We start from the raw sequence: 25,202 nt of genomic DNA, 5'->3' as shown, positions 1-25,202 counted from the left end.
ATCCTGTTATATCAAACTTGGGAAATGGGGTCTGACCCTAACAATTCACAGAATTGTCGAAATGTTATTAGATTAAAAGACAGAATTGTTATATTATTAAGATAAGTAATTGTTAATTAGTTATTCCTTTACTCTCCCTTAGAATCGAAATAGAATAGAAAGGAGTATCGTTATTATGAAATTCATTAAGAAATCATTCAAAGAGTTATTACATGAGAATAAACAAGAATTGCTCAATGATAAAAAAGCACTAGAAAAAATTGAGATACGAATTGAAAAACGGCATGAACTAAAAAAGCTAGCTTAATATAGCTAGCTTTTTTAGTTTGTTTATTAAACTCTTTTTGTTAAATTCAAACAATAAAATGTGTTTTCCAATGCACTCAGTTTTACGTTTACCGGTCTCTTTTTACTGATCAATAAGCAGAGCTGGCTTGTTGGCCATTTACTATCGCAATACCGGAGCTCGCACCGATACGAGTTGCTCCCGCTTCAACCAAGGCTTCCACATCAGCGAGGTTACGGATTCCACCTGAAGCTTTAACACCTACATCTGGTCCAACTGTTTTACGCATTAAAGCAATATCAGCTACTGTTGCTCCTCCAGTAGAGAAACCAGTAGATGTTTTTACAAAATCTGCGCCTGCTTTTACAGAAAGCTCACATGCACGTACTTTTTCTTCATCTGTCAATAAGCATGTTTCGATAATGACTTTTGTTACTGCTTTTCCTTGTGCCGCCTCAACCACCGCTTTGATATCTTTCAAAACCAATTCATCGTTTTTATCTTTCAGAGCACCAATGTTAATAACCATATCCACTTCTGTTGCACCTTTTTCAATAGCATCTTTCGTTTCGAACGCTTTTGTTTCAGAAGTAGATGCCCCTAATGGAAAACCAATGACTGTGCACACTTTTACATCCGGTGTATCCTTCAATACTTCGAAGGCAGTTTCAATCTGTACTGGATTCACACACACAGATGCAAAACGATACTCCTTCGCTTCTTTCGCCAATTGAATGACAGCTTCATGGCTAGCATCTGCCTTTAATAATGTATGGTCAATTAAACGAGCAATTTGTTCTTTATTCATATTCGTTCCTCCGTTAATATAAGATTAGAAATAGCCGTTACAGTATGTCCCGCAATGCTTAATATCAATGGATTTCTGCATGTACAAGGACAGGTTCCGCTACTTTTGTAAGGGAGAAGCTGTATGATTCATAAATGCGTTCCATAACATCATCAACATTTTCGCGATTGCTGTAGATGGTAACGATTGTATCGCCTTTTTTCACTTCATCGCCGATTTTCTTATGCAACGTTAATCCAACAGCCAAATCCACAACTGAGTCTTTTGTAGCGCGACCCGCTCCAAGAATCATAGCTGCTGTACCAATACTGTCTGCTTCGATTTTAGCTACATATCCATCTCCTTTTGCCAATACTGGAATTTCATATTTAGCTGCCGCCAATTTTAATGGATCGTCAATAACAGAAGCATCTCCACCTTGTGCAATAACGAACTCCTTGAATTTTTCAAGCGCTTTACCATTCGCAATAACTTCTTCAAGCATTTTACGTGCTTCTTCAACCGTTTTTGCATGCTTTGCCAATACAACCATCTTGCTACCTAATGTTAAGCAAAGTTCTTCCAAATCTTTAGGACCTTCACCACGAAGTGTAGCAATTGCTTCTTTCACTTCAAGAACATTACCAATCGCTAATCCAAGAGGTTGATCCATGTCAGAAATAACAGCCATTGTATCACGACCGACATTTTTACCAATTTCAACCATCGCATAAGCCAGCTTTTTAGCACTATCTACATCTTTCATGAAGGCACCTGCACCCACTTTTACATCAAGCACAATAGCATCTGAACCTGATGCAATTTTCTTACTCATAATAGAGCTTGCCATTAAGGGGATGGAATTAACGGTAGCTGTAACATCACGAAGACCATATATCTTCTTATCAGCTGGAGTCAAATTTCCTGTTGGCCCTGTAACAGCGACTTTCACTTCATTTACTTGATTGATGAACTGGTCGGCTTCTATTTCTGAGCGGAAGCCAGGAATGGATTCGAATTTATCCACTGTTCCGCCAGTATGACCAAGCCCACGCCCAGAAAGTTTCGCAACTGGAACACCAACTGCAGCAACTAGTGGAGCAAGGACAATTGTCGTTGTATCGCCGACACCACCTGTGCTATGCTTGTCGACTTTAACGCCGTCAATAGCTGACAGATCAATTTGGTCACCTGAATGAACCATTGCCATTGTCATATTTGCTGTTTCTTCAGCCGTCATCCCCCTAAAGAATACAGACATTAAGAAAGAAGACATTTGATAATCAGGGATAGAACCACTTGTATAACCTTCAATTATAAAATTGATTTCTTCTTTTGTTAATTCGCCACCATCACGCTTTTTCTCGATTAAATCTACCATTCTCATATATTCCAACTCCTCTTGTAGATGTTATTTCGCTCTTCATAGATTGTTTGATTTATTAAAAAACCTGCCCTTTTGTCTGTTCCGAAAACGTCTTTCGTCCATATGCTGAACATTAATGATTCCGCCTTCAGGAGTGGAAGAAGGTATATTTCGTAAAACTCGCTTTAATATGGGATGATAAAATCCTTTGAACTTTGCTTAATCAGTTTCGAGCAAACGTAAAATCTTACTTGAACTTATGTGAGAATCATCACCACATGACTCTTAGGCATTCCTCTTTGAGAACCTTTCCTTATAAAGAAACTGCTTGTTTTTGCTGAAGTGCTCTAAGATTGACAGCTCCCTTAATGAAATACAGAATGGATGCTGACAAAACTACCAGCCATATACGCTGAATCACCAATTCTTCCCACACTCCGATAAAAGAAAGAAGTGCTGGGAAAGTCAAAGTCACAAAAGACTGAACAAGAGCCACTTTACCAACAAACTCTTCAATCGGTTTCTTTAAAATATTAAGAGCATAGAATAGATACCATAAAAATGCCCACATCAGCCAGGTCAGCGCTGTCACATAATCTTGAAAATGAACAATAGAAACAAGAGCATAGAAGATAGCGATCATTGACACCCAAGCAGAGAACCATCCTAGTCCACTACCGTCTATTCCTTTATAGAATGTGAAGGATACATATAGAAATGTTAGGCCAAATAAGAAGGTAGCCGCAAGTCCATAGATTGTCCAATTACTCTGATCCGAAATCATAATTAGATAGAAAGGGATGACGATTTGCAGAATCCCCACAAAAAAATTTAAGATAGCTACACTCTTAGCTTCTGCCTTTCCTTTTAGCATCAATCCATTAAGGAATAATACAGCGCCTGAAAGCAGTATCCCTACATTTATCATGAACAAGTACCTCCTATTGGTGCATCGTTCTCTTGCAGAGAGACGAATGAAGAAAAAAGTAACGTATACCCATTATTCGGGAGTTACTTTTTTCTATTGTATATTTAGATGATTAATCCGACGATTGTAGCTGTTAAGATACTTACAAGTGTAGCTCCGTAGAGAAGTTTCAATCCGAATCGCGCAACTACATTCCCTTGTTTTTCATTCAAGCTTTTTACCGCACCGGCGATAATACCGATTGAAGAGAAGTTAGCGAACGATACAAGAAATACAGAAATGATTCCAATCGTACGAGCACTTAAGGTGTTAGCAACATCTCCCAGACTTATCATAGCAACAAACTCATTCGTTACAAGCTTCGTCGCCATAACACCGCCAGCAGAAATAGCCTCTGCCCAAGGAACACCCATTAAGAATGCAATCGGCGCAAACAGGTATCCTAAGATTTCCTGGAAAGAAATACCGAAGATCATATCGAACAATGAATTAATCATAGCCATCAATGCAACGAATCCAATGAGCATAGCGCCAACAATAACAGCCACTTTGAACCCATCCAAGATATACTCCCCAAGCATTTGGAAGAAGGACTGCTTCTCTTCATCTTCAATAGTAAGAATATCTTCATTTTCATCTACTTTATACGGGTTGATAATGGACGAAATAATGAAGCCCCCGAATAGATTCAGCACAATCGCTGTTACGACATATTTCGGTTCAATCATGGTCATGTAAGCGCCGACAATAGACATGGAAACAGTCGACATGGCAGATGCACAAAGTGTGTACATCCGTTGAGGCGAAATTTTATCCAATTGTTTCTTGAGTGTGATAAACACTTCAGATTGGCCTACCATTACTGACGCAACAGCGTTATAAGATTCCATTTTTCCCATACCATTGACCTTACTTAACAGCCAGCCTACCCCTTTCATGAATAAAGGCAGGATTTTAAAGTGTTGCAGAATACCAATCAGTACAGAAATAAAGACAATCGGCAAAAGCACATTAAGAAAGAATGAATATTCACTTTTATTAGCCAATCCACCGAATACAAATGAAACCCCGGCACTGGCATATTCCAATAAACGATCGAATACAGTCGATACACCTTTAATTAAGATATAACCGAAGCGTGTATTCAAGAGCAAAGCAGCCATTAAAAACTGAATGACCACCATAAGAATGATGTTCTTATATTTAATTTCTTTTTTATTTTTGCTTACTAAGAAAGCCAAACCGAAAACTAGTAATAACCCACAAAATGATATTAGGTATCCCATAAGTCCCTCCAAATGTTATCGTGTACTGTTAGAAAAACGCAGGTTTCTAGCGATACACTTTATAAGTGCAATCTTTCAATGAATGGTAAAAGCCTTCTAGTAGATCACTTTTCTTGATATTGTGATTAGTTTTTTTGCATATCATTTGATGTAAAATAGCCAGGCAACAACTGTTCAATTGACGTTTCATGAATATCACCATTTAGGTTTGCAAGATAGATTTTTGTATCTTTATTTGCAAACTCTGCGATTACTTGCCGACAGGCTCCGCATGGAGATACTGGCCCATCCGTATCAGCCACAATCGCAATTGCTTTCATTTCTGATTCTTTCTCTGAAACCGCTTTAAAAATAGCCGTACGTTCAGCGCAATTCGTAAGTCCGTACGAAGCGTTTTCAATATTGCATCCAAGAAAAACCTGATCATTTCCTGACAAAACCGCTGCCCCTACATTAAATTTAGAATAGGGTGTATACGCACTTTCTCTAGCTTTAATTGCCATATTCACTAATGCAAATTTGTCCATTTTAATTTCCTCCATTTCTACTTTTATAATTTTCTGCTCCTCAGACAATGACTGGTATCGCAACCATTGTGACTAGGCGAGTGGAGCGCGCTTAAAGATTCAAGATAACTGATGGCGTTTTAACGCCATTCAGGTTTTATAGGAAAGGTTGTAATATTTCAACATCTGCATAAAAATAGCGATTTTTAAGGTCGGAGGTCAGACAACTAAAGTTCAGTGCGAACATCTGTAACCCATGCTTTTTACATTTCACACAGAATTAAATGATTGAAAACATATAGTTAATCTATACTTTTCGTTTCACTTCCTTTACCTTTCTCTCTCGATTAGCTAAACAATTGTAAGAATCTAACTCCTAATGGAGAAAACGCTATCAAATCGAATTAACTAAACCCAGATAAATTAAATTCATTTGATTTCACTATAGCAAATCATTAAACATTTGTAAAACATAAAATTGACTTATGTAAAATTACCATTATGTCCTCATATTTCCTTTTCTGTCTATCAGGCCTAAAATTCTTAGTAGTCTTCCATTTTACATATAAGATGTCACCTAAAAAAACACGGTAACCAAAGGGCTACCGCGTTTTTCCAATCTTATGTTTCTTTATTTAAAAGTATTTTTGCCGTGTTGGCATCTGTAATCAATACATTGCTCATTTTCGACTTAATTGCTCCTCTAATCCCGTCGATCTTCTTTAAACCGCCGGCTACAAGAATAGAGTGTTCTTTGTTCTTCAAATCATCCAATTCAACGCCAATTGTTCTAGCATTTAAATCTGGATTACAAATATGACCATCTTTATCGAAAAAACGGGAAGCAATATCACCGACAGCATGCTCTGAAATGACCTTTTCATCTTCTTCTGAAAAATAACCTAATTGAAAGAGCAGTGAATCGTTTTGCGGTACTCCAACCGTATAAATGGCAATATTCGCTTCTTTTCCAAGCGTAAGCAATTTACGAATATGACGATCCGCGTCTATGGCTTGTTTAACAACGATATGATCAACAATTGCCGGTAAAGGAAGTTGATAGAGCTTGGCATCGAACGCTTTCTCGAATAAATTCAATGCTTCTGAAGCATAGGTTTTATTTTGAGAATGGCTGACCCCACCCTTCAACTGAATAATTTTCACATCCCGTACTGATTTATGCTTAAGATGCAACGCTACTTGGTACATAGTTGTTCCCCAAGTGATACCAATAGTATCACCATCATTGACAATACTACTAACATAGTCGGCAGCACCCTTGCCGATCGCCTGTTTTACAACATTCTCTTCGTATATCGGAACAGATACGACAATTGCCTTTTTCAGACCAAATTTCTCTTCAAGTTCCTCTTCCAACATTCGACAGTTTTCTGATGGATCCATAATCTTAATCTCAACAATTCCCTCTTCTCTCGCCTGTTGCAGAATCTTCGATACAGTTGGTCTGGAGACACCAAGTTTCTTGGCAACTTCCATTTGGCTAAAATCCATTAAATGATAGAGCTTTGCTGCTTCAACCATTTTCTCAATTTTTTCGGAATTCATTATATTCAGCCTTTCATATGCACATTTGTACTTATATTGTTACACATATGTATTTAGCTGCGCAACACTATTCCTCTTTTTGTAAGTCTCTCTCCATCTAAATTTTTGATTTAGGTTCTAATTTGATCTGTACCAAATTCTCATCGTTCTTCACCCTCACTTTCTTGACGATACCAAAAAGTGATTCCACAAAATATATTTAAGTTTGTTTTGGAAAATGTTTTAAACTATTCGCCGGTAAAGTAACCTTAGCTACTTTGAGAAAAGGCTACCTTTTTAACGAGTTTCTTCTATTTTAGTAATTTGTTAACAATGCAGACTTCAAGCCAATTCAATAAGAATGTACGCAATAGCGATTACTGAAATAACACCTAATCCTACATAGATTAGTGTTAAATTCAGTAAATTACCTTTTGTAGCTGCTCTATAATCTTGATCACTTTTACCAGCTAGCTTAATTGTAGATATTGCAGCAAATAGGCTAATAATAATGACTAGAATCATACTAACCTTCATGAGAATCTCCCTCCCAGTACTTCTTCTATTTAGTCCACTCCAGTTTCCCTTATACCAACCACTGAAAAACAATTATCATCACTTGGCCAAAGAAATTAAACAACTACATACTCCCTTTGGAACACGATACTTAATTCCAAAATATAAATAAAAAGGTAACAGCTACCATCTTCTCTCCTTTTCAGCAGAAAAGCAATCCCTCTCTGTTACCCTATAAGATTATTAGAGGATTCCCCAAAGAAGCTGTATATGCGAAAGATTATACAGCTCCGATCCCACTCATTAAAAAAGAACACTCTTCTCTATTTGCTTCATACCGTAAAAGTAACCTCTTCTCTCCATAAGTTCTGTGAATGAGCCAGATTCAACGACCATGCCTTGGTCCATTACGATAATCTGATCCATCTGTTCCAAACCGGTTAAGCGGTGACTTATGAGTACAATCGTATCGTTTTTTGCTTGTTTAAATAAGTGCCTATATACGTTTTGTTCCGTCAACGCATCCATTGACGAAGTCGGTTCATCCAATAACCATAAACGGCTTCTCTTTAATAGAGTACGGGCAATTGCCAACTTTTGTTTTTCTCCCCCGGATAGATTTTCTCCTTTTTCAAAAACAGGCTGGTCTAACGAGTATCCGTCAAGCTCTACTTTTACTAACACTTCTTTTAATTCATCATCTGTCGCATTTTCTTTTGCCAGAAGCAAATTTTCTTTAATGGTTCCGTAAAAAAAATGATTTTCTTGGAGAATCACATTCATGCTTTTCCAAATACTTTCTTCCTCAATCATATCAATAGACGTACCATTAAGTAATATCCTTCCCTCATCAGTATTCTGCATTTTCATAACCAGCTGTAGCAATGTCGATTTCCCTGAACCGGATGGGCCAACGATAGCAGTCTTTGACCCAGCCGACAAGGTTAGCGACACCTGATTCAGTACCAGCCGGGTATGATCAGAAAAAGAGAATGATACCTTGTCTATATCAATGGCGATCGCACCTTGCCCCAAGTTACACATCCCACTATCTAACTCCAATTTCAGAGGAGGATTCTTTTCCACCACTGAAAAGAGGCGGGTTGCAGCTCTTCGACTATCTTCAAAATGAACAGGAAAGGCAGCCATTGGAATCGAGTATTCAAACACATTTAGGGAAATCATCACAAGCATTGCGAGGTATAACCCATCCAATTTACCGGTTACAACTTGGTAAGCCCCCAGTGTAACTATAGCCCAGGACACACAATTCGCGACTAACGTATTTAGCGTTTGACTGAAATTAGTTAAACCTTCTTTTCGCTCTTGCTCTCTTATGTACAGATTGGAAAGCTGTAGCAGCCTTCGTTCTTTTTCTTCCAACTTCTGATAGATTTTCAAATCACGGAATCCATAAAAAAACTCGGTTACCTCCGTAGACAATTCACCGCGTTCACTTTGAATTCCTTGCTCAATATCTCTTTGCCTGATTGCAAATAAAATGGGGATGATAAAACCGGTTAAAATCATGCCAGCTAGTAATGTCAACGCTACATAAACCGAATAAAAAGAAGTAAAGAAAATCGTACTTAAAAACACAAGTACGAAAACAATTGGTGGGTAGAATACACGCAGAAAAAAATTTTGCAAACTCTCCACATCTCCGACAATGCGAGAAAGAAGGTCACCACTTCGATATTTTTGGAAAATGCCTGATGCCAGTGGTTCCAATTTCTCAAAAAATGAAACTCGTACATTTCCTAAAATGGAAAAAGTTGCTCGATGTGAAAAAAACCGCTCTGCATAGCGACTGAGGGTACGTGCAATTGAACACAGTTTCAACAATGCCAGCAAAACTGTCAACGTATACAAAGGCGGTACAAGGGCAGCTTTCGAAATCAAATATCCGCTTGCAGCAAATAAACTAATTGCAACAATTCCACTAAGAAATCCAAACAAAATGGTATACAAAATGTCTTTCATCTCCATCGTAACTAACCGAATCACTTGAAATAAATCCCTCATTTTACGCCCCCTCCTTGTTGCACATGCACCATATTACGATATTCTGTGACTCTTTCGATAAGGTCATCATGTCTTCCAGCCGCAACCAATCTGCCGTTTTTCAAAAATAAAATTTGATCGGCATCTTGAATCGTATAAAGACGGTGAGCGACAGTGATCACGGTTGATTTTTTGCTAAGTTCGCACATCGAAGCTTGCAATATTTGTTCTGTATAAAGATCAAGACCTGTCGTCGGCTCGTCGAAAAGTATAAGCGATGGTTGCTTTAAAAACGCTCTTGCGAGTGCTACTCTTTGCTTCTCACCGCCAGAAAGACCTCTTCCTGCTTCCCCAATTGTAGTATCAATCCCGTGTTCCAGCGACTGAATCATCTTTGATAGTCCCGCTTTTTGGGCAGCTAACTCTACATCCTTCATCGAGGCTTGCGGGTCCCCGCCCAAGCAGATATTTTCTGCAATGGTTCCGGAGAAAAGATAGGGATTTTGCGAGATGTAACTAATTTGATTAAACCAACTCTCCTCCTCATACTCGGTGCGTGACTTATTATTCACTCGGATCACCCCAGCAGTCGGTTCCAACAATCCAGCTATGATATGTAAAAGAGTGGTTTTCCCAGACCCATTAGGTCCGACTATGGCTATCTTTTCAAATGGTGGGATTGTGACATTTAGATTCTTTATGGCAAAATCCCCTTCATCATAAGTAAACGTTAGATTTTGGATTTCTAGAGCAGGCGGGGAACTATCTTTAAGTAAATGTACGGTCCCCCATAGGATGGACGGCTCTTCTTGTGCTAATTCGTCTGCTACCTTCTGAAAAGCCCCTTTACTCCCACGTCCAGAATGAAAGGCATTTCCCAAATCTTTTAAAGATAAATAAAAATCAGGTGCTAGTATTAATATGAAGAAGGCGGAGAAAAAGCTGATATTCTTGAAAACAACAAGGCGGAGACATAACTCAAATGCAATCAAACCAATACTAAGCGTAGAAATGAATTCTAATGTAAGTGACGATATAAAGGCGATTTTGAGGACCTCCATGGTAGCATCGCGAAAATCAAAGCTGCTTTTTCTAATTGTTTCTCTTTGTTGTCTGGCTCGGCCAAAAAGCTTAAGTGTGGTTAGACCTTGTAGAGTATCGAGAAAATGTCCCGAAAAGGCGGCCATCTTTTCCATCTGGTTTTCTGCCTTTTTTTGCGTTTTTATTCCGATTATGGCCATGAAAATCGGGATAAAAGGTGCCGTAATCAGCATAAGAAGACCCGAAAAAGCAGGTTGGGTAAAAACGGCAAGCAAAATAAGAACGGGAACAATTGCCGTTTGGATAATTTGAGGAATGTAACTACTGAAATAGCTGTCAATTTCATCTACCGCATCCATAGCCGTACTTACCTTCCGCCCCGTTTGGCCGCTCAAGGAAGCCTGTATCGGATTTTTGGCATATTTCACAAACAATAATCGTCTTATATCTCCTTTTACCTTTGAAGCAAGCCTAATTCCTGTTCTTCTTGCCGCATACATGAATAGTACTCTGGCGAAAAGTAAAGCTAGTAAAATCCACAACAGATGCTCAATAACGCCAAAGGAAGCGTTCTTAAGAAAGACCAAGTCAACAATTTTCACAAAATAATAAGCTTGGAAAACGATCACTGCACCTGACAAACAAGCGAAAAGAACCAGTAACAACATGGTTCTTCTCTCTGCAAACGCCATTTTTTTCAGTTGATTCATAACATTGTCAATCTCCCAACTTTATCCTGGTTAAACGAACCATCAGTGGTATGGGTCTTTCCCTTTCGCACCCCATACAAATAAAAGAATGATTGCGATTGCAATAATGATCCATGGTGCTACCATAATCAAGAATGTAGTCAAGAATACACCTCCTATTTCTTTCCTTGAACATACTGATTGCTAAACACAAACAAACGCATGAGAAGATAGAGCGATGGAATAAGCAATAATAGACCGGCAACAAAGGTAATAATTAAAGCGATGGCCATGGCTTCATTCGTAAATCCATCATAAATTGAGAGGTATGGGTAAAGCAGATAAGGTAAGTGAGCAGCCCCATATCCATAAAAGGCAAATGCGTATTGAAGCATGACAAATATAAATGAAAGGCCCAACCTCTGCTTTTTCAAAATGAGAAAGACCGCACCGAGGAAGAAAAGACTCGACAGAATGAACATCCAGGAAAGATCAAGCATACCGCTGAAATGTTCCCAATTGTGATGACTGATAGATAAAAATACAAGAAAACTTGCTAGAATGGTCGGTAGACTCCAAGAAAGGGCATACTTTCGCAAAATATGAAAAGCCTCCATATCCCCAGCTTTGTGAGCATAATAGGTTAAAAAACACGCTGAAATATACAGCACACTTACAATCGCCAAGATAATAACCGTCCATGAATAGAAGCTTGTAAATAACTCCCTGTAATCCAAGGACACATTGCCATTACTGACATATATATATTTGCCCTCTGAAATCGTCAGGATAGTGGATAAGGAGGCCGGTATTAGTAGACCAGTTGCTCCGTACAAAAATTGCGTCCATCTTGCCTTTTTTGGACCATAATGATGAAAGGCATAGTATGAGCCGCGAATAACAAGCAAGATCGTCGCAATGCTACCTGGTATAAGTAAGGTTGTCCCATAATAATAGGCAATCGATGGAAAAAAGCCAATTAAGCCTACATAAAAGAAGATCAGGAATACATTTGTCACTTCCCAAACTGGTGAAAGATAACGATCAATAACTTTATGAACAATAGGCCCTTTTCCTGTTATCGTTGTGTAATAGTTAAAAAAACCAGCACCAAAATCAATCGAAGCCACAATGACATAGCCGTATAAAAATGTCCATAGCACCGTAATGCCGAGTAGTTCATAGCTCATATCAACGGTTCCTCCTTATTCGATCCCTTGTTTTTTTAAATCCTTCTCAAGCGGGCTCGCTTTAAACACCCTTTTGAGTACAATAACAATAGAAATGGCCAATATGACATAGAGCAAGATAAACAGTATTAACATCGTGTCAACATGGTTTGATGTTGTCGCTGCCTCGGCGGTGCGCATCACCCCTCTAATAATCCATGGTTGACGACCTTGTTCTGCCATGAACCAACCAGCTTCAATCGCAAGCATGGCAAGTGGCCCTCCCGCTATAATAGCGCTTAATAACGGCTTATTACATTCATTCCATTTTTCCCTGTACTGCATACAAAAATAGACAAAAGAAACAAGAGCGAGAAACATGCCGATAGTAACCATCCAATCAAAGTAATAGTGGACAATCAAAGGAGGCCAATCCTCTTCTGGAAATTCCTCCAAGCCAATTACTTCTGCCCCTGGAATCCCATGCGCCAGTATACTTAATGCATATGGAATTTCTATAGCCTGACTAATTTTATTGTTTTCATCTAAAGAACCAGCAAAAATTAACGTCGCACCTTTCTCCGTTTCAAAGTGCCATTCAGCTGCAGCTAGCTTTTCAGGTTGGTATTGAGCTAAGAATTTTCCTGATAAATCCCCAATCAAAGCGGTACTGATAGCAAAGGCAAGTGCGACTGTCATTGATAATTTCAACGCTTTTTTATGATAAACATGGTTTCTGCCTCTATAAATTGAAAAGGCCGCTATTGACGCCAAAATGAAGGCAGCGGTTAAATAAGAAGATGCCATAACATGCGTTACCTTTGTTGGGGTGGCTGGATTAAACATCGCCATTATGGGATTTACATTCGTTAAAATGCCATTTTCATAATTAAAACCGATAGGTGAATTCATGAAAGCATTCACTGTCGATATGAAAAAGGCTGATGCGCCACCACCTATAAAAACAGGGAGTAATAAGAGAAAATGAGCATACTTGCTCTTAAATCGATTCCATGTATAGAGATAGATCCCTAGGAAAATGGCTTCAAAAAAAAAGGCAAATGTCTCCAAGAATAAAGGAAGGGCAATGGTATGTCCAGCTGCTTCCATAAAATTCGGCCACAATAAGCTGAGTTGTAAGGAAATAGCAGTGCCGGTAACCACCCCAACAGCAACAGAGATGATATACCCCTTAGTCCAACGCCTTGCAAGCACATGATAATGCATGTCATTCCGTTTAATTCCGATCCATTCAGCTAACGCAATCAGAAGCGGAATACCAGCCCCTAGAGTGGCAAAAATCGTATGAAAACCTAACGTGGTACCGGTTAGTATTCGGCTATATAAAACGGGATCATACTCAACCATTGTGAATCCTCCTTTACTTCATAATAAAAATAGCAATTAGAGTAGAAGTATTTTTCTAGTCCTTTCTCATTGCAATTTTTTCACTTCCAAGACTGTACATGTTATTTTTTTCTTTTCTTTGAGATTTATTCATATCCGATAAAAATACTTATTTTGAATGAAGGACATGTTGGGCTTCATGAGTTACTGCTTTAGACAATCTACTTTGCAGATATACGAACTTATTATGTATATGCTTCAAAATCCAGCTCCGCACCGCCACCATTGTGATTAAGCGAGCGTAGCGTGCTACAGGATGGTTTGTTTATCGTAAATACTGCGTTTTAACGCCATATTCGTTTTATTTTCTTAATCCCCTCAAAAATTGTAGATTCTTCCCAGGAGTAAACTCAGGACTAAATAATATGTAATCAAAAAAAAACTGCACCTCCAATTGTTAGTGGTGTCTAACAATTAGGGTGCAGTTCACTCATGGTTCCTGCTTCCAAATAATTATAGTAATATAATTTAATAGAATTTATTCATGAGATCTCATATATTTCGATAAAATAATCCTGAACTCTATCATCATATGTCATCATATTCAATTAATCCAATATATCTCCTCGACTGCCACTTTTTCTCAATATCTTCATGAACTTTTTGTGACATATTTATGTTTTGATTGTATTTTTATAAGGTTAATAATAAGATAGAATCGTCAGTTTGTGAAACAGTTAACACTTTATCTAAATAACTAAGAAATATAAGGGAAAGGGGTACTACTATGAAGTTAAAATGGACTCTATTAGCCATGATTTTCACGGTTGCTGCTGTACTATCTGGTTGTGAGCCACTATTGGTCTTGGACCCTAAAGGGCCGCAAGCTAAAGTGCAAGCCGATGATATTATGTTATCGATCTGGATCATGTCTGGTATTGTTATTGTTGTTTTTGCAATTTTAGTATTCGTGTTAGTTAAATACCGCGCTTCTAAGCAGAGTGCAGATTATGAACCTCCACACATTGAAGGTAATATGTTTGTTGAAGCAATTTGTATTGGTGTTCCAATTATTATTGTTATTTTCCTTTCTGTTATGTCTGTTAAGAGTAACTATGAAGTAGAGGCCACACCGAAAGGATACGAAGGTCAAGAACCATTAGTCATATACGCTTCATCTTCTGACTGGAAATGGCATTTCAGTTATCCTGAAGAAGGTATTGAAACTGTTAACTATGTAAATATTCCAGCAGGTCGCCCACTTGAATTCAAACTTTATTCATACGGGCCAATCACTAGTTTCTGGATTCCACAACTTGGTGGACAAAAATACGCAATGGGTGACATGGTTACAACATTACATTTAGCCGCAGACGAACCTGGTGAATTAATGGGTCGAAACGCAAACTTCAGTGGAGCAGGATTTGCTGAAAATACGTTTGATGTTGAGGCAATGTCCCAAACTGACTTTGATAAATGGGTAAAAGAAGTGCAAGATACAGCTAAACCTCTTACTGAAGAGAAATTTAATGAGTTATTAAAACCTGGACATCTTGGACGATCCACATATACTGGAACGCATTTAGAATTCTCACCAGCTCCAGAACATCATCATGATTCAGCCGATTCTGATAAGGTTTCAGAAGGCGAACACCATCATGAATCAAGTGATTCTGGGAAGGAAGCAGATCACAGTCATCATCAATAATAGGTTACACATATACTAACCACTCGTTTTATATGAAAAGCAATATAATCTTGAAAGGAGTCAAAAAAGTATGGATTTCTTTAATCGCTTTGCCATACCGCATCCAAGCTTTTTGATATACGCATCAATGGTTGCCATTGGTCTTACTGGTATTGCGGTAATCTTAGGTATAACCTATTTTAAAAAATGGGGTTATCTATGGCGTGAATGGTTAACAACAGTAGACCATAAACGGATCGGTATTATGTATCTAATTTCTGCTTTACTTATGCTATTCCGCGGTGGCGTTGATGCTATTATGTTACGTGCTCAACTTGCCATTCCGGATAATAAATTCTTAGAATCTCAACATTATAACGAAGTATTCACAACTCACGGTGTTGTTATGATTCTCTTTATGGCTATGCCATTTATTATGTTCTTTTTCAACTTCGTCGTACCATTACAAATTGGTGCCCGTGACGTAGCCTTTCCACGTCTAAACGCCATAAGCTTCTGGTTATTCTTTATGGGTGCGATGCTATTCAACATCTCATTCGTAATTGGTGGTTCACCTGATGCAGGTTGGACTTCTTATTTTCCACTTGCAGGGAATGATTTTAGTACTTCTGTAGGTTCGAATTATTACATGATTGCAATTCAGATAGCTGGTATCGGTACTTTAATGACGGGTATCAACTTCATCACGACTATTTTTAAGATGAGAGCACCAGGCATGAAATTAATGCAAATGCCAATGTTCACATGGTCTGCTCTAATCTCTAACTTAATCATTGTTTTTGCTTTCCCAGTATTAACCGTATTACTTGCAATGGGTACAATGGATCGTTTATTCGATACAAAATTCTTTACAATTGGTGACGGTGGTTCAGATATGCTTTGGGCCAACCTATTCTGGGTTTGGGGACATCCTGAAGTATATATCTTGATCTTGCCGGCATTCGGTTTATTTAGTGAGATTATTTCGACCTTTGCACGTCGCAATCTTTATGGGTATAAATCCATGGTTGCTTCAATGGTTGTTATCTCTGCCTTTTCATTCTTTGTGTGGGCTCACCATTTCTTTACGATGGGGCAAGGGGCACTTGCAAACAGCTTTTTCTCCATTACAACGATGGCGATTGCTGTTCCAACTGGGGTTAAAATCTTCAACTGGTTGTTCACCCTTTGGAAAGGAAAAATTGAATTTACTACTCCAATGCTTTACGCGATGCATTTCCTTCCGCTGTTCACACTTGGTGGGGTAACAGGGGTTATGCTTGCGATGTCAGCTGCGGATTATCAATATCATAATACAATGTTCTTAGTTGCTCATTTCCATAACGTGATTATCCCTGGTGTTGTATATGCAATGCTTGCTGGTCTTACGTACTACTGGCCAAAAATGTTCGGATTCATGTTAAATGAGAGAATCGGTAAATGGACAGTATGGTTAATGTCTACTGGATTCATTTTAGCATTCATCCCAATGTATATTACTGGTCTAGACGGTCAAGCACGCCGGATGTACACGTACTCTGAATCAACTGGATTTGCTCCATTGAATATGGTTGCATTTATCGGAGCAGGTATTATGGCCATTAGTTTTGCGTTACTTGTCTACAATATCTATTATAGCGTTCGTTACTCACCACGGAATATCGGTAACGATCCATGGAATGCACGTACTCTTGAGTGGGCTACTCATACTCCAGTACCGGAATACAACTTTGCGGTTATGCCGCAAGTTAAATCAACTGAAGCATTCTGGGATGCTAAGAAACATGGCCACGAAATATTTAAAGGTAAAATCGAAAAAATTCATATGCCGAATTCTAGCGGTTTACCATTTATTATGAGTTGTATCTTCTTTGTCTTTGGATTTAGTATGATCTTCAGTATCTGGCCACTTGCCATTATTTCGTTACTCGGTATCTTAGGTTGTCTTGTATACCGTTCGTTCGAAAAAGATCATGGACATTACATCCCTGTAGAAGAAATTGAAGATACAGAAACAAAATTGCGAGGTGCTAAATAATGAAAATTGATCACTCGCTTCCACTTGAATATAGCACGGAAGAAAACCGGTTAAAAATCTTTGGTTTTTGGATCTTCCTAGGTGCCGAAATTATGCTTTTTGCAACGCTCTTCACGTCTTACTTCGTGTATGAGCACCGTTCGGGCAATGGTCCTTCCGGTGCAGAAATCTTTGAACTATCACCAGTATTAATGGAAACAATCTTGCTTTTAGCAAGTAGTTTTACTATTGGTCTTGGTATTCACGCCATGCGCTTAGGCAAACAAAAAGCCATGATGGCCTTCTTTGCGGTAACCCTTGTTCTAGGTTTAGGGTTCTTAGGATTTGAAATTTTCGAATTCACAACGTATATACACGAAGGTGCTGGAATAACCACTAGTGGATTCACATCCATGTTATTAACAACGTTAGGAACACATGGACTGCACGTAACATTTGGTTTCTTCTGGGGATTAGCTATTCTCCTACAAGTGAAAAAACGTGGATTGACACCTGAAACAGCCAATAAATCATTCATTTTCTCTCTTTACTGGCATTTCCTAGATGTAGTTTGGATCTTTATCTTTAGCTTCATCTACTTGAAAGGAATGATGTAATATGAAGGAATTATTCCCAATAAAACAAGTAATGGGCTTTGTATTCTCGTTAATCCTTACAGCAGTGGCTCTATTGGTTTACTTTTTAGATATGTCATTTACAGCAGGCATAACTATACTTCTTCTGACTGCATTCGTACAAGCAGGCCTTCAACTCGTTGTATTCATGCATGCTGGTGAAACAGAAGATAAAGGCGCCATTTATTCAAACGTTTATTTCGGTATATTGGTTGCTTTAGTTACCATTTTTGGGACATTGTTAATCTTTCTCTGGGATATGTAATCCAAAAAGATCCACTTAAAAGAGGGCGTATTACGCTCTCTTTTTTTTAAAAGGCGCAGCCATTTGTTTCATCATAGTCAACTACGCCTATTCAACATCTAGGTGACCATTTATTATTCACGTTCTTATTATTCTTATTAAACCAATCCATTATCAAGGCAGTATCTTTTTCCCCTGCTTACAATTTGTCACCATTTCTTCAGAAGCTACTAGAAACATTCCCATCAAGAAGATAAAAACAGCGCCCATCACTGTACCAATCCCTATCCCCATCACAGGTCTGAAATCGCTTACAAAAGAACCGTATAAAAAAATTGCAATTCCCATTGTAAGTAGGATTGCCCCTACATACTTCGTAGCGTTTAACAATTTCAATCTAGATTCCATTTTAATCATCCTCCTTATATATATTATTCATCCCGTTCACAGAATTGTCAAACTATTTTTATATTTTTGAAACAATTTTATTGACAATTATATGTGAATAGCATTTTTTATTCGCTATGGACCTATTGCAGTATAATAGCAAGTTCTTACTATTAGGCTGTGTTATATAATATGTTGATTTTTAGCTCATTTTAGCCCTAATATCATGAAACGTTGAGAGTAAACGAGCTTTCTCTCTCGTTTCATAGTATTAGGGCTATCTTTCAAGCCTTGTTAAGAGTCGTGTAAAATCTTGGTTTCAAACGATTAAGCCAAAAATCTTTTTAACAATAATATTGTTTATCATTGCCTATTATTATTCGTTCAAACCATTATCCTCATATAAACTTTCATGCTTTTACTTAGGCTGTTTTCACATTCTTTGTTGCTTTTCAATCATTTTTACACTAATAACCCAGGTTGATTTCCGTTGCAGGTCCTCGCTTTCCACGGGCGGTCTCAGAAGCCTCCTCAGTGCTTTGCACTTGCGGGGTCTCCCTCAACACGCTTTTCCCGCAGGAGTCTCGCACCTGTAACGAAGATCAACATCTGTTCGAATTGGTTTCTTGCTAAAAACAACAATCTTTACGAAAAAAGCCTTTACTTAAAACCAGCCATTTATCTGACACATAATCCGTTTATATGCATATCTGATATAAAACTCAACATCTAAATATCTGTTAACCAGTATTACGTTTAAATAATATTAGTCGATAGACGAAAAAACTTCTTTCATTTGCTAAAAAAAGGTTCCTAGCTACGAAATTATAGCTAGGAACCTCTATGCCAACATACTTATTCGGGAACCTGTTTTTGTGATTCTCCTAATGTAACCTGTAATGTTAATTTCTGATTCCCACGATACACTTCCACACTTACTTTTTCATTCACTTTTGCTTCTGTATAGAGATATTTTCTAAGTTCCAAAGCGCTTTTTATCTCTTTTCCATTCATCGCTGTAATGATATCTTCCTGTTGTATGCCGCCCTTTTCTGCAGCAGATCCATTTGCTACATTTGTGACCATGACTCCTGCCTTCACATTTTGAGAAATGTTTTGTACATAGGCTTGTGGAAGTTGCGCTAAGTCAGCAAGACCTACACCTAAATATGGCCGTGTTACTTTCCCTGTTTTAATCATTTCGTCGACAATTGGAATCACATCATTACTTGGAATAGCAAATCCTAGGCCTTCAACCCCATTTACGGATATTTTTAAGCTATTAATTCCGATTACTTCTCCTTTAGAATTAATCAGTGCTCCTCCGCTATTACCTGGATTGATGGCAGCGTCTGTTTGAATGACGTTCAATCCCCATGTCCCGCTTGATGTATCTACATCAATGGTTCTTTCAGCAGCACTAATAATTCCCTCGGTAACGGTTCGAGAAAAATCAAGACCAAGTGGATTCCCAATTGCTACAACCTGCTCACCAGCACGGACCGCACTTGAATCACCAAATTTAATTTCTCCTGGGGCTAATGAAGCATCAATTTTCAAGACAGCCAAATCGGTTAAAGCATCGGAACCAACGATTTCTGCCGTTGTGGTCTTGCCATTATATAACGATATTTCTACTTTTGAGGCTCCTTCAATGACATGGTTATTCGTAACAATATAGGCGTTCTTTCCATCTACTTTATACATGACACCTGAACCGGTTCCACTTTCTACTTCCTGTGAATTTTGTGCAAATCGGTTAGCTGATTGTTGATAATTGACAACTCCGACAATTGCCTTCGAAGCCGATTCTACCATATCTGCAAGGCTTGTTGTGCCTGTATATGAAGTTGGTTGAACGTTTACACCATTATCCTTTGTTAGATCTTTTTCTGCGGCTGTAGAAGCTGGATTTTCAGTGGGGGTGGTAGTGTCTGTGAAAAACTGATCTCCCGCTGTTATAAATATCGTTGCTGTTAAAACGGAACCGATTAATCCGGAAACAATCGTCTGCCCCCAGCCCGCTTTTCCTTTTTTATGCTGTTCTCTTTGTGAAGATGTATTTGTTTCAATTTGATGTTCCTCCATACGGACCATCCTCCTTGTTTCTTTCAATTTATTTGTTACATTCATCATACCCAACAAATATGACAAATTTATTAACAAAGAATGAAACAAGGGTGAAATATTACTCTCTTCAATTCTCTATAATTAAGGCTGTTTTCACATACTTTGTTGCTTTTCAATCATTTTTACACCAATAACCCGGGTTGATTTCCGTTGCAGGTACTCGCTTTCCGCGGGCGGTCTCAGAAGCCTCCTCAGTGCTTTGCACTTGCGGGGTCTCCCTCAACACGCTTTTCCCGCAGGAGTCTCGCACCTTCCACTACAATCAACATCTGTTCGAATTGGTTTCTTGCTAAAAACAACAATCTTTACGAAAAGAGCCATAATTAAAGACATGGTTCCCCCAGTTTAACAGGATGTAAGTAAGAAACTAGTCTTAATTCCTCTAATTAAACTTCATTCCATACTCTGCAGAGAACGTTTCTCCAGCTTCAAGCCTGTTCACTCCAAATTTCTCTTTCAAGTCTCCTGATGCATCATGAGTATCAGCAATACCATACCATGGTTCAACGCAAACAAACGGTGCCATTGTGCGATCTGTTTCGTTATATTTCGACCAAATTCCAACGAATGGAAAATCATTAAATGTTAGTTCTACGCCATGACTTGATGTTTTAGATGTCAATGTCACGTGATCGATATGGCTATATACGAGAGCGTCCTTTGCAAATAATGACGGAGTGATCGGAATTTCTTGAAAATCATGAACCGGTCCTTTCTCATAAATTAAAGAATCTTTTAGCTCATATTCAATGACTTCCTTCGAACCAGGGGTAAGCTTCAATATATAATCCTCAATCTTCTCATTTTCTAAAAGCGGAAGCTTAAACGCTGGGTGTGCCCCAATGGAAAAATACATTGCTTCTTTATTTTCATTCACGATTTCCCAGCGAACAATTAACGAATCTTCTTTAAGAGTATAATGAATATATGCCTTAAATTCATATGGATATACATGTGTGAACTGTCCAGCAGACTCAATTACAAAAGAAACATAGTCTGCTTCCAGTTTGTCCACTTCGAAAACATTATCACGTAAGAAACCATGCTGTGACAGTTTGTATATGTTGCCATCAAGTTGATACTGGTTTTCTTTTAAACTTCCGACAATCGGAAACAAGACTGGAGAAACACGTCCCCAGTAGGCACTATCCCCTGTCCACATATAGTTCAGCCCATTTTTCTTATGCTGTACTTCCCGTACTTCTGCCCCATTTTGTGAAATACTCACCTTTAACCAATTATTTTCAATTTCAACCATCATCTAAAATCCCCATCTCTTTAGAAGTTTCTAAACCAAAGGGTCAACCCCGCATAACTAAACATAGTATTAGATTAGTGTATGAAACACTACGTGTTGAATTAGAGTACGAGGTCAGTCCCTTGTCATAAAATGTCGAGCCTCATAATCAAACGTAAAATATCTCCTAGTTAGTGCTTATCATGTCAGTACAAGCTCTTGAATAGCGTGTGCAACCCCGTTCTCATTGTTAGAGAGAGTTTGAAAATTAGCCGATTTCTTAACCTCCGGAATTGCATTCCCCATAGCCACACCACAGCCTGCGTACTCGATCATTGACAAGTCATTACCATTATCACCTATACACATTACCTCTTGTTGTCTAATTCCCAACTTTTCAGCTAATTGTTTCACAGCATTTCCTTTACTTACTTTTGGATGTAAAATTTCCAAGAAAAAAGGTGTACTCTGAACCATCATGTATTGTTCTTTTAGTGATGCAGGAATTTGTGCAATCACTTTACTTAAACGATCTGGTTCATCAATAAACATTATTTTCGGTAACAATATATTTGCTGGGATTTCTTTAACTTGACGATAATGTAGTGGGATTTGATTAATATATGATTCATACACCGTGTATTTACTTATATTATGATTAGGTGTATAGAGATTATCTGCATCAAAAAAATGCATAGATGTACTTAGCTCAACACTAAGTTCATGAACCAATTTTAAATCCTCATAACCAAGGGATAGTTCAGATACGATCTCATTCGTATGAGTATTTTGAACGAGTGCACCGTTATAGGCAATGACGTAATCTTCTTCCTCATCTAACTTAAGATCTTTTAAATATCTACGCATACCACCTATGGGACGGCCGGAACAGAGTACGATTTTTACACCTTGCTCTTTTGCTTTATGTAGCGCGTTTCGTACTTCTTCTGTTACTTCATGATGGTCATTTAATAAGGTCCCATCCATGTCGATGGCAATTATTTTATACACTATTTTCCACTCCTCTTTCTCATTTGACACTAGCTCTTTGGAGAAGGTCTCCACAGACTCAATTCTAACACCATTCATATTATAGGTCACAGCGCATCGTACTTCCTACTATAAAGGCACTTTAGCTGCTTTCTTTTAGATCCTTCTTCACAAAAAGTATCGATAACTAGTAATAATTCTTCTATGCATCTATTTTTTTTCTGGCAATTGAATCGTAAAGATCGTTCCCTTGCCTTCCTCACTTTCCACTTCGATTTCACCATCATGAAGCTGAACAAGCTTTTTAACGATAGATAAACCGAGACCGAATTCTCCATATGGATTACTAGTTCGGGACAAATCAGCTTTATAAAAGCGATGCCAGATTGCCTCAATATCTGCTGGATTAATTCCAGAACCTGTGTCTTCAATTTCAATGATTGTCCTATCTTTTCCCGCTTTACCACGGAGCCATATCGTTCCATTCTCGGTAAATTGAATACTGTTCTTTGTGATATTAATTAAAATTTGCATCAGTCTGTCGTAATCTGCAAAAACGAGCAAATCTCTAGTAACATCAAGCAGAATCCTGTTATCCTTACCTTCCGCCTGAATCGAGAGCTGGTCTCGAATAACTTCCAGCACTTCTTGAAGCTGGATCGTTTCTTTCGTTAACACAACCTGATTAGATCGAATTTTTTCATAATCTAGATTTTCATTTACTAACCGGATTAATCGCTTCGTCTCCTGATTCATTAGATTAATGCCCTTCATTTTTTCTTCTTCAGGAATTAAGTCATCACGTAGCCCTTCTATCATTCCGCTTATCGTCGTTAATGGCGTTCGCATTTCATGAGATACATCCGCCATGAATTGACGCCTACGGTTTTCAAGACTTTCAATTTCCTCATTGGAGTTCTTTAACTTCCGTGCCATCTCGTTGAAATCATTGCCAAGATCACCGATTTCATCAAAACTGGAGGATGGGACGTGGACATCATAGTTCCCAGAAGAAATCATCGAAGTTGCTTCGCGGATACGTTGAATTCGATTCACATGAAGTTTAGATAAAAACCAGCTTAATAATAAGGAGATCGTTAAAGCGATAACTACGGTAATGAATAGATAATTGTTCACTTCTCTAATCATTTCTTTTGTACCACTTACGGGGGCATAAAGTACAATGACTCCGAGCAAATTCCCACGTTGAATATATGGTAACAACACAACCGACATTTCTTGTACAAATCGTTTGCCTTCATGACGAATAATTACCGTTTCACCGTTTGATAGTCGTGAATACTCTTTAGCAGTCAGCTCGAAACTTTCTAGTGGACCAATATTAGGCGTTAGCAAGTTCAAACGTTGATCAAACACACTAAAGTAAATTTGTCGTGCATCTAACACGTTTGCATATTGATTTAAAGTTGCAATCTGCCCTCTCGGATCGGCTTCAAACTTCGCTAAAATGGTTTGTCCATATTCAATCAATTCATCGGTTTTATTTTTATAAACTAGATTTTCGACATAATTAGCGAATAGTAAACTTAAGATCACAAACGCCAACAGGAAAATGCTAATGTGGCTCACAAGCAATTGATACACATACTTAATTCTCATCAACCATCACCGTTTCATCAAACTTATAGCCGACTCCCCAAACAGTATGAAGCATCGGCTGAGCGTTTAATCCGATTTTGCCCCGCAAACGTTTAATATGCACATCAACCGTTCGCTCATCCCCGTAAAACTGATAGCCCCATACCCTTTCAAGCAGTTGCTCACGTGTGAAGACCTGGCGTGGAGATTGGATAAAATAGAGAAGTAAATCAAATTCTTTTGGTGTTAAGTTCGGGACCAATGCACCATCTAGAAATACTTCCCGTGTATCACGATTTATTGTAAAATGGGTTGTTTCAATAATATGCCCCTCTGATAGCTCTGACTGATTATCCTTCTGCGACCTTCGCATCACTGCCTTAATTCTTGCCATCAATGCCAGTGGACTAAAAGGCTTAGTCACATAATCATCCGCTCCCAGTTCAAGCCCAAGGACTTGATCAGACTCACTATCCTTTGCCGTTAACATAATGATTGGTATTGTACGATCTTCTTCCCTGATTTTCCGACAAATACTGACCCCATCCATCCCTGGAAGCATCCAATCCAAGATTATTATATCCCAATCACCCGTTTTGTAGCGATTGTAGCCATCAAGTCCATTCATCACGAACTCACCGCGCAATCCTTCTTTCGCGAAAAACATTTCTAGCATTGAACAAACCGCTTCATTATCTTCTACGACTAAAATATTCACGTATACACACTCCTTAGTCTATCTACCTTTTACGTTACGTCTAATTCCTCATATTTTCAACTACTATCAACTGCTTCGTTACATTAGT

General features: G+C 38.3%; 23 protein-coding genes. 5 read left to right on the top strand and 18 right to left on the bottom strand.

Annotated elements, in window-relative coordinates; all coding sequences use genetic code 11:
* The first annotated feature begins 175 nt into the window (after window positions 1-175).
* Window positions 176-307 carry an FbpB family small basic protein gene (locus tag V179_RS29475; RefSeq protein ID WP_084552153.1) on the top strand — a complete coding sequence of 44 codons (132 nt, stop codon included), beginning with the start codon at window positions 176-178 and terminating at the stop codon, window positions 305-307.
* A 109-nt stretch (window positions 308-416) separates the two neighbouring features.
* Here the strand turns inward: V179_RS29475 and deoC are convergent, their stop codons facing one another.
* The 12 genes from deoC to V179_RS0100680 all read right to left on the bottom strand — a co-directional run bounded on the left by deoC (window position 417) and on the right by V179_RS0100680 (window position 13,491).
* Window positions 417-1,094 (bottom strand): deoxyribose-phosphate aldolase, encoded by a 678-nt coding sequence (gene deoC / locus V179_RS0100740; protein WP_028389822.1) that lies wholly within the window; start codon window positions 1,092-1,094, stop codon window positions 417-419.
* A 64-nt stretch (window positions 1,095-1,158) separates the two neighbouring features.
* Complete coding sequence (locus tag V179_RS0100735) at window positions 1,159-2,460, bottom strand: pyrimidine-nucleoside phosphorylase (RefSeq protein WP_034300163.1); 1,302 nt, start codon at window positions 2,458-2,460, stop codon at window positions 1,159-1,161.
* Between the two features lie 292 nt (window positions 2,461-2,752).
* Window positions 2,753-3,367, bottom strand: coding sequence for an AmiS/UreI family transporter (locus tag V179_RS26780; RefSeq protein WP_034300161.1), 615 nt, complete (start codon window positions 3,365-3,367; stop codon window positions 2,753-2,755).
* Window positions 3,368-3,471: 104 nt separating this feature from the next.
* Window positions 3,472-4,653, bottom strand: a complete 1,182-nt coding sequence (locus tag V179_RS0100720) for a NupC/NupG family nucleoside CNT transporter (RefSeq protein ID WP_028389820.1) — start codon at window positions 4,651-4,653, stop codon at window positions 3,472-3,474.
* 125 nt (window positions 4,654-4,778) lie between these two features.
* Window positions 4,779-5,195 (bottom strand): cytidine deaminase, encoded by a 417-nt coding sequence (locus V179_RS0100715; protein WP_084552179.1) that lies wholly within the window; start codon window positions 5,193-5,195, stop codon window positions 4,779-4,781.
* A 585-nt stretch (window positions 5,196-5,780) separates the two neighbouring features.
* Window positions 5,781-6,725: a sugar-binding transcriptional regulator gene (locus tag V179_RS0100710; RefSeq protein WP_028389818.1), complete on the bottom strand. Its 945-nt coding sequence runs from the start codon at window positions 6,723-6,725 to the stop codon at window positions 5,781-5,783.
* A gap of 321 nt (window positions 6,726-7,046) precedes the next feature.
* Window positions 7,047-7,241, bottom strand: coding sequence for a hypothetical protein (locus tag V179_RS0100705; protein ID WP_028389817.1), 195 nt, complete (start codon window positions 7,239-7,241; stop codon window positions 7,047-7,049).
* A gap of 282 nt (window positions 7,242-7,523) precedes the next feature.
* Window positions 7,524-9,245 (bottom strand): thiol reductant ABC exporter subunit CydC, encoded by a 1,722-nt coding sequence (gene cydC / locus V179_RS0100700; RefSeq protein WP_028389816.1) that lies wholly within the window; start codon window positions 9,243-9,245, stop codon window positions 7,524-7,526.
* Window positions 9,242-10,975 carry a thiol reductant ABC exporter subunit CydD gene (gene cydD / locus V179_RS0100695; protein WP_028389815.1) on the bottom strand — a complete coding sequence of 578 codons (1,734 nt, stop codon included), beginning with the start codon at window positions 10,973-10,975 and terminating at the stop codon, window positions 9,242-9,244. Before cydD ends, cydC begins: the two co-directional genes overlap by 4 nt.
* Before the next feature lie 42 nt (window positions 10,976-11,017).
* Window positions 11,018-11,119, bottom strand: coding sequence for a cytochrome bd oxidase small subunit CydS (gene cydS, locus V179_RS32265; protein ID WP_376766727.1), 102 nt, complete (start codon window positions 11,117-11,119; stop codon window positions 11,018-11,020).
* A gap of 11 nt (window positions 11,120-11,130) precedes the next feature.
* Entirely contained in the window at window positions 11,131-12,144 is a 1,014-nt protein-coding gene (locus V179_RS0100685; protein WP_028389814.1) for a cytochrome d ubiquinol oxidase subunit II, read from the bottom strand.
* A 15-nt stretch (window positions 12,145-12,159) separates the two neighbouring features.
* A complete protein-coding gene (locus tag V179_RS0100680; protein ID WP_028389813.1) occupies window positions 12,160-13,491 on the bottom strand; it encodes a cytochrome ubiquinol oxidase subunit I in 1,332 nt (443 codons plus the stop codon).
* 766 nt (window positions 13,492-14,257) lie between these two features.
* On the opposite strand from V179_RS0100680, the gene qoxA reads away from it, so the two are divergent.
* The 4 genes from qoxA to qoxD all read left to right on the top strand — a co-directional run bounded on the left by qoxA (window position 14,258) and on the right by qoxD (window position 18,074).
* Window positions 14,258-15,178 carry a cytochrome aa3 quinol oxidase subunit II gene (qoxA, locus tag V179_RS0100675; RefSeq protein ID WP_028389812.1) on the top strand — a complete coding sequence of 307 codons (921 nt, stop codon included), beginning with the start codon at window positions 14,258-14,260 and terminating at the stop codon, window positions 15,176-15,178.
* Window positions 15,179-15,248: 70 nt separating this feature from the next.
* Window positions 15,249-17,195: a cytochrome aa3 quinol oxidase subunit I gene (gene qoxB / locus V179_RS0100670; RefSeq protein WP_028389811.1), complete on the top strand. Its 1,947-nt coding sequence runs from the start codon at window positions 15,249-15,251 to the stop codon at window positions 17,193-17,195.
* Window positions 17,195-17,791 (top strand): cytochrome aa3 quinol oxidase subunit III, encoded by a 597-nt coding sequence (qoxC, locus tag V179_RS0100665; protein WP_028389810.1) that lies wholly within the window; start codon window positions 17,195-17,197, stop codon window positions 17,789-17,791. Before qoxB ends, qoxC begins: the two co-directional genes overlap by 1 nt.
* A 1-nt stretch (window position 17,792) precedes the next feature.
* Window positions 17,793-18,074 (top strand): cytochrome aa3 quinol oxidase subunit IV, encoded by a 282-nt coding sequence (gene qoxD, locus V179_RS0100660; protein ID WP_028389809.1) that lies wholly within the window; start codon window positions 17,793-17,795, stop codon window positions 18,072-18,074.
* A 153-nt stretch (window positions 18,075-18,227) separates the two neighbouring features.
* On the opposite strand, the gene V179_RS0100655 is transcribed toward qoxD, so the two are convergent.
* The 6 genes from V179_RS0100655 to V179_RS0100625 form a co-directional block, all read right to left on the bottom strand.
* Complete coding sequence (locus V179_RS0100655; protein WP_028389808.1) at window positions 18,228-18,461, bottom strand: hypothetical protein; 234 nt, start codon at window positions 18,459-18,461, stop codon at window positions 18,228-18,230.
* A gap of 834 nt (window positions 18,462-19,295) precedes the next feature.
* Window positions 19,296-20,528, bottom strand: coding sequence for a S1C family serine protease (locus V179_RS0100650; protein ID WP_034300157.1), 1,233 nt, complete (start codon window positions 20,526-20,528; stop codon window positions 19,296-19,298).
* A 424-nt stretch (window positions 20,529-20,952) separates the two neighbouring features.
* Window positions 20,953-21,831, bottom strand: a complete 879-nt coding sequence (locus tag V179_RS0100640; RefSeq protein WP_235178910.1) for an aldose 1-epimerase family protein — start codon at window positions 21,829-21,831, stop codon at window positions 20,953-20,955.
* Window positions 21,832-22,008: 177 nt separating this feature from the next.
* The gene (yidA, locus tag V179_RS0100635) at window positions 22,009-22,818 is read right to left on the bottom strand and encodes a sugar-phosphatase (protein WP_028389805.1); all 810 of its coding nucleotides are present in this window, start codon (window positions 22,816-22,818) and stop codon (window positions 22,009-22,011) included.
* A 189-nt stretch (window positions 22,819-23,007) separates the two neighbouring features.
* Window positions 23,008-24,417, bottom strand: a complete 1,410-nt coding sequence (locus V179_RS0100630; RefSeq protein WP_028389804.1) for a sensor histidine kinase — start codon at window positions 24,415-24,417, stop codon at window positions 23,008-23,010.
* Entirely contained in the window at window positions 24,407-25,114 is a 708-nt protein-coding gene (locus tag V179_RS0100625; RefSeq protein WP_028389803.1) for a response regulator transcription factor, read from the bottom strand. The genes V179_RS0100630 and V179_RS0100625 overlap by 11 nt, the downstream gene beginning before the upstream one ends.
* Between the last annotated feature and the right edge of the window lie 88 nt (window positions 25,115-25,202).

Source organism: Bacillus cihuensis (assembly GCF_000504145.1).
Taxonomy (GTDB): domain Bacteria; phylum Bacillota; class Bacilli; order Bacillales; family DSM-1321; genus Peribacillus; species Peribacillus huizhouensis.
The sequence above is the reverse complement of the archived record's forward strand: the minus strand, read 5'-3'. Positions and strand labels throughout refer to the sequence as shown.

Excerpts from the sequence above, each read along its gene's own strand:
- V179_RS29475 (WP_084552153.1), top strand. The coding sequence starts at position 176 with ATGAAATTCATTAAGAAATCATTCAAAGAGTTATTACATGAGAATAAA.
- deoC (WP_028389822.1), bottom strand. The coding sequence starts at position 1,094 with ATGAATAAAGAACAAATTGCTCGTTTAATTGACCATACATTATTAAAG.
- V179_RS0100735 (WP_034300163.1), bottom strand. The coding sequence starts at position 2,460 with ATGAGAATGGTAGATTTAATCGAGAAAAAGCGTGATGGTGGCGAATTA.
- V179_RS26780 (WP_034300161.1), bottom strand. The coding sequence starts at position 3,367 with ATGATAAATGTAGGGATACTGCTTTCAGGCGCTGTATTATTCCTTAAT.
- V179_RS0100720 (WP_028389820.1), bottom strand. The coding sequence starts at position 4,653 with ATGGGATACCTAATATCATTTTGTGGGTTATTACTAGTTTTCGGTTTG.
- V179_RS0100715 (WP_084552179.1), bottom strand. The coding sequence starts at position 5,195 with ATGGAGGAAATTAAAATGGACAAATTTGCATTAGTGAATATGGCAATT.
- V179_RS0100710 (WP_028389818.1), bottom strand. The coding sequence starts at position 6,725 with ATGAATTCCGAAAAAATTGAGAAAATGGTTGAAGCAGCAAAGCTCTAT.
- V179_RS0100705 (WP_028389817.1), bottom strand. The coding sequence starts at position 7,241 with ATGAAGGTTAGTATGATTCTAGTCATTATTATTAGCCTATTTGCTGCA.
- cydC (WP_028389816.1), bottom strand. The coding sequence starts at position 9,245 with ATGAGGGATTTATTTCAAGTGATTCGGTTAGTTACGATGGAGATGAAA.
- cydD (WP_028389815.1), bottom strand. The coding sequence starts at position 10,975 with ATGAATCAACTGAAAAAAATGGCGTTTGCAGAGAGAAGAACCATGTTG.
- V179_RS0100685 (WP_028389814.1), bottom strand. The coding sequence starts at position 12,144 with ATGAGCTATGAACTACTCGGCATTACGGTGCTATGGACATTTTTATAC.
- V179_RS0100680 (WP_028389813.1), bottom strand. The coding sequence starts at position 13,491 with ATGGTTGAGTATGATCCCGTTTTATATAGCCGAATACTAACCGGTACC.
- qoxA (WP_028389812.1), top strand. The coding sequence starts at position 14,258 with ATGAAGTTAAAATGGACTCTATTAGCCATGATTTTCACGGTTGCTGCT.
- qoxB (WP_028389811.1), top strand. The coding sequence starts at position 15,249 with ATGGATTTCTTTAATCGCTTTGCCATACCGCATCCAAGCTTTTTGATA.
- qoxC (WP_028389810.1), top strand. The coding sequence starts at position 17,195 with ATGAAAATTGATCACTCGCTTCCACTTGAATATAGCACGGAAGAAAAC.
- qoxD (WP_028389809.1), top strand. The coding sequence starts at position 17,793 with ATGAAGGAATTATTCCCAATAAAACAAGTAATGGGCTTTGTATTCTCG.
- V179_RS0100655 (WP_028389808.1), bottom strand. The coding sequence starts at position 18,461 with ATGGAATCTAGATTGAAATTGTTAAACGCTACGAAGTATGTAGGGGCA.
- V179_RS0100650 (WP_034300157.1), bottom strand. The coding sequence starts at position 20,528 with ATGGAGGAACATCAAATTGAAACAAATACATCTTCACAAAGAGAACAG.
- V179_RS0100640 (WP_235178910.1), bottom strand. The coding sequence starts at position 21,831 with ATGATGGTTGAAATTGAAAATAATTGGTTAAAGGTGAGTATTTCACAA.
- V179_RS0100630 (WP_028389804.1), bottom strand. The coding sequence starts at position 24,417 with ATGAGAATTAAGTATGTGTATCAATTGCTTGTGAGCCACATTAGCATT.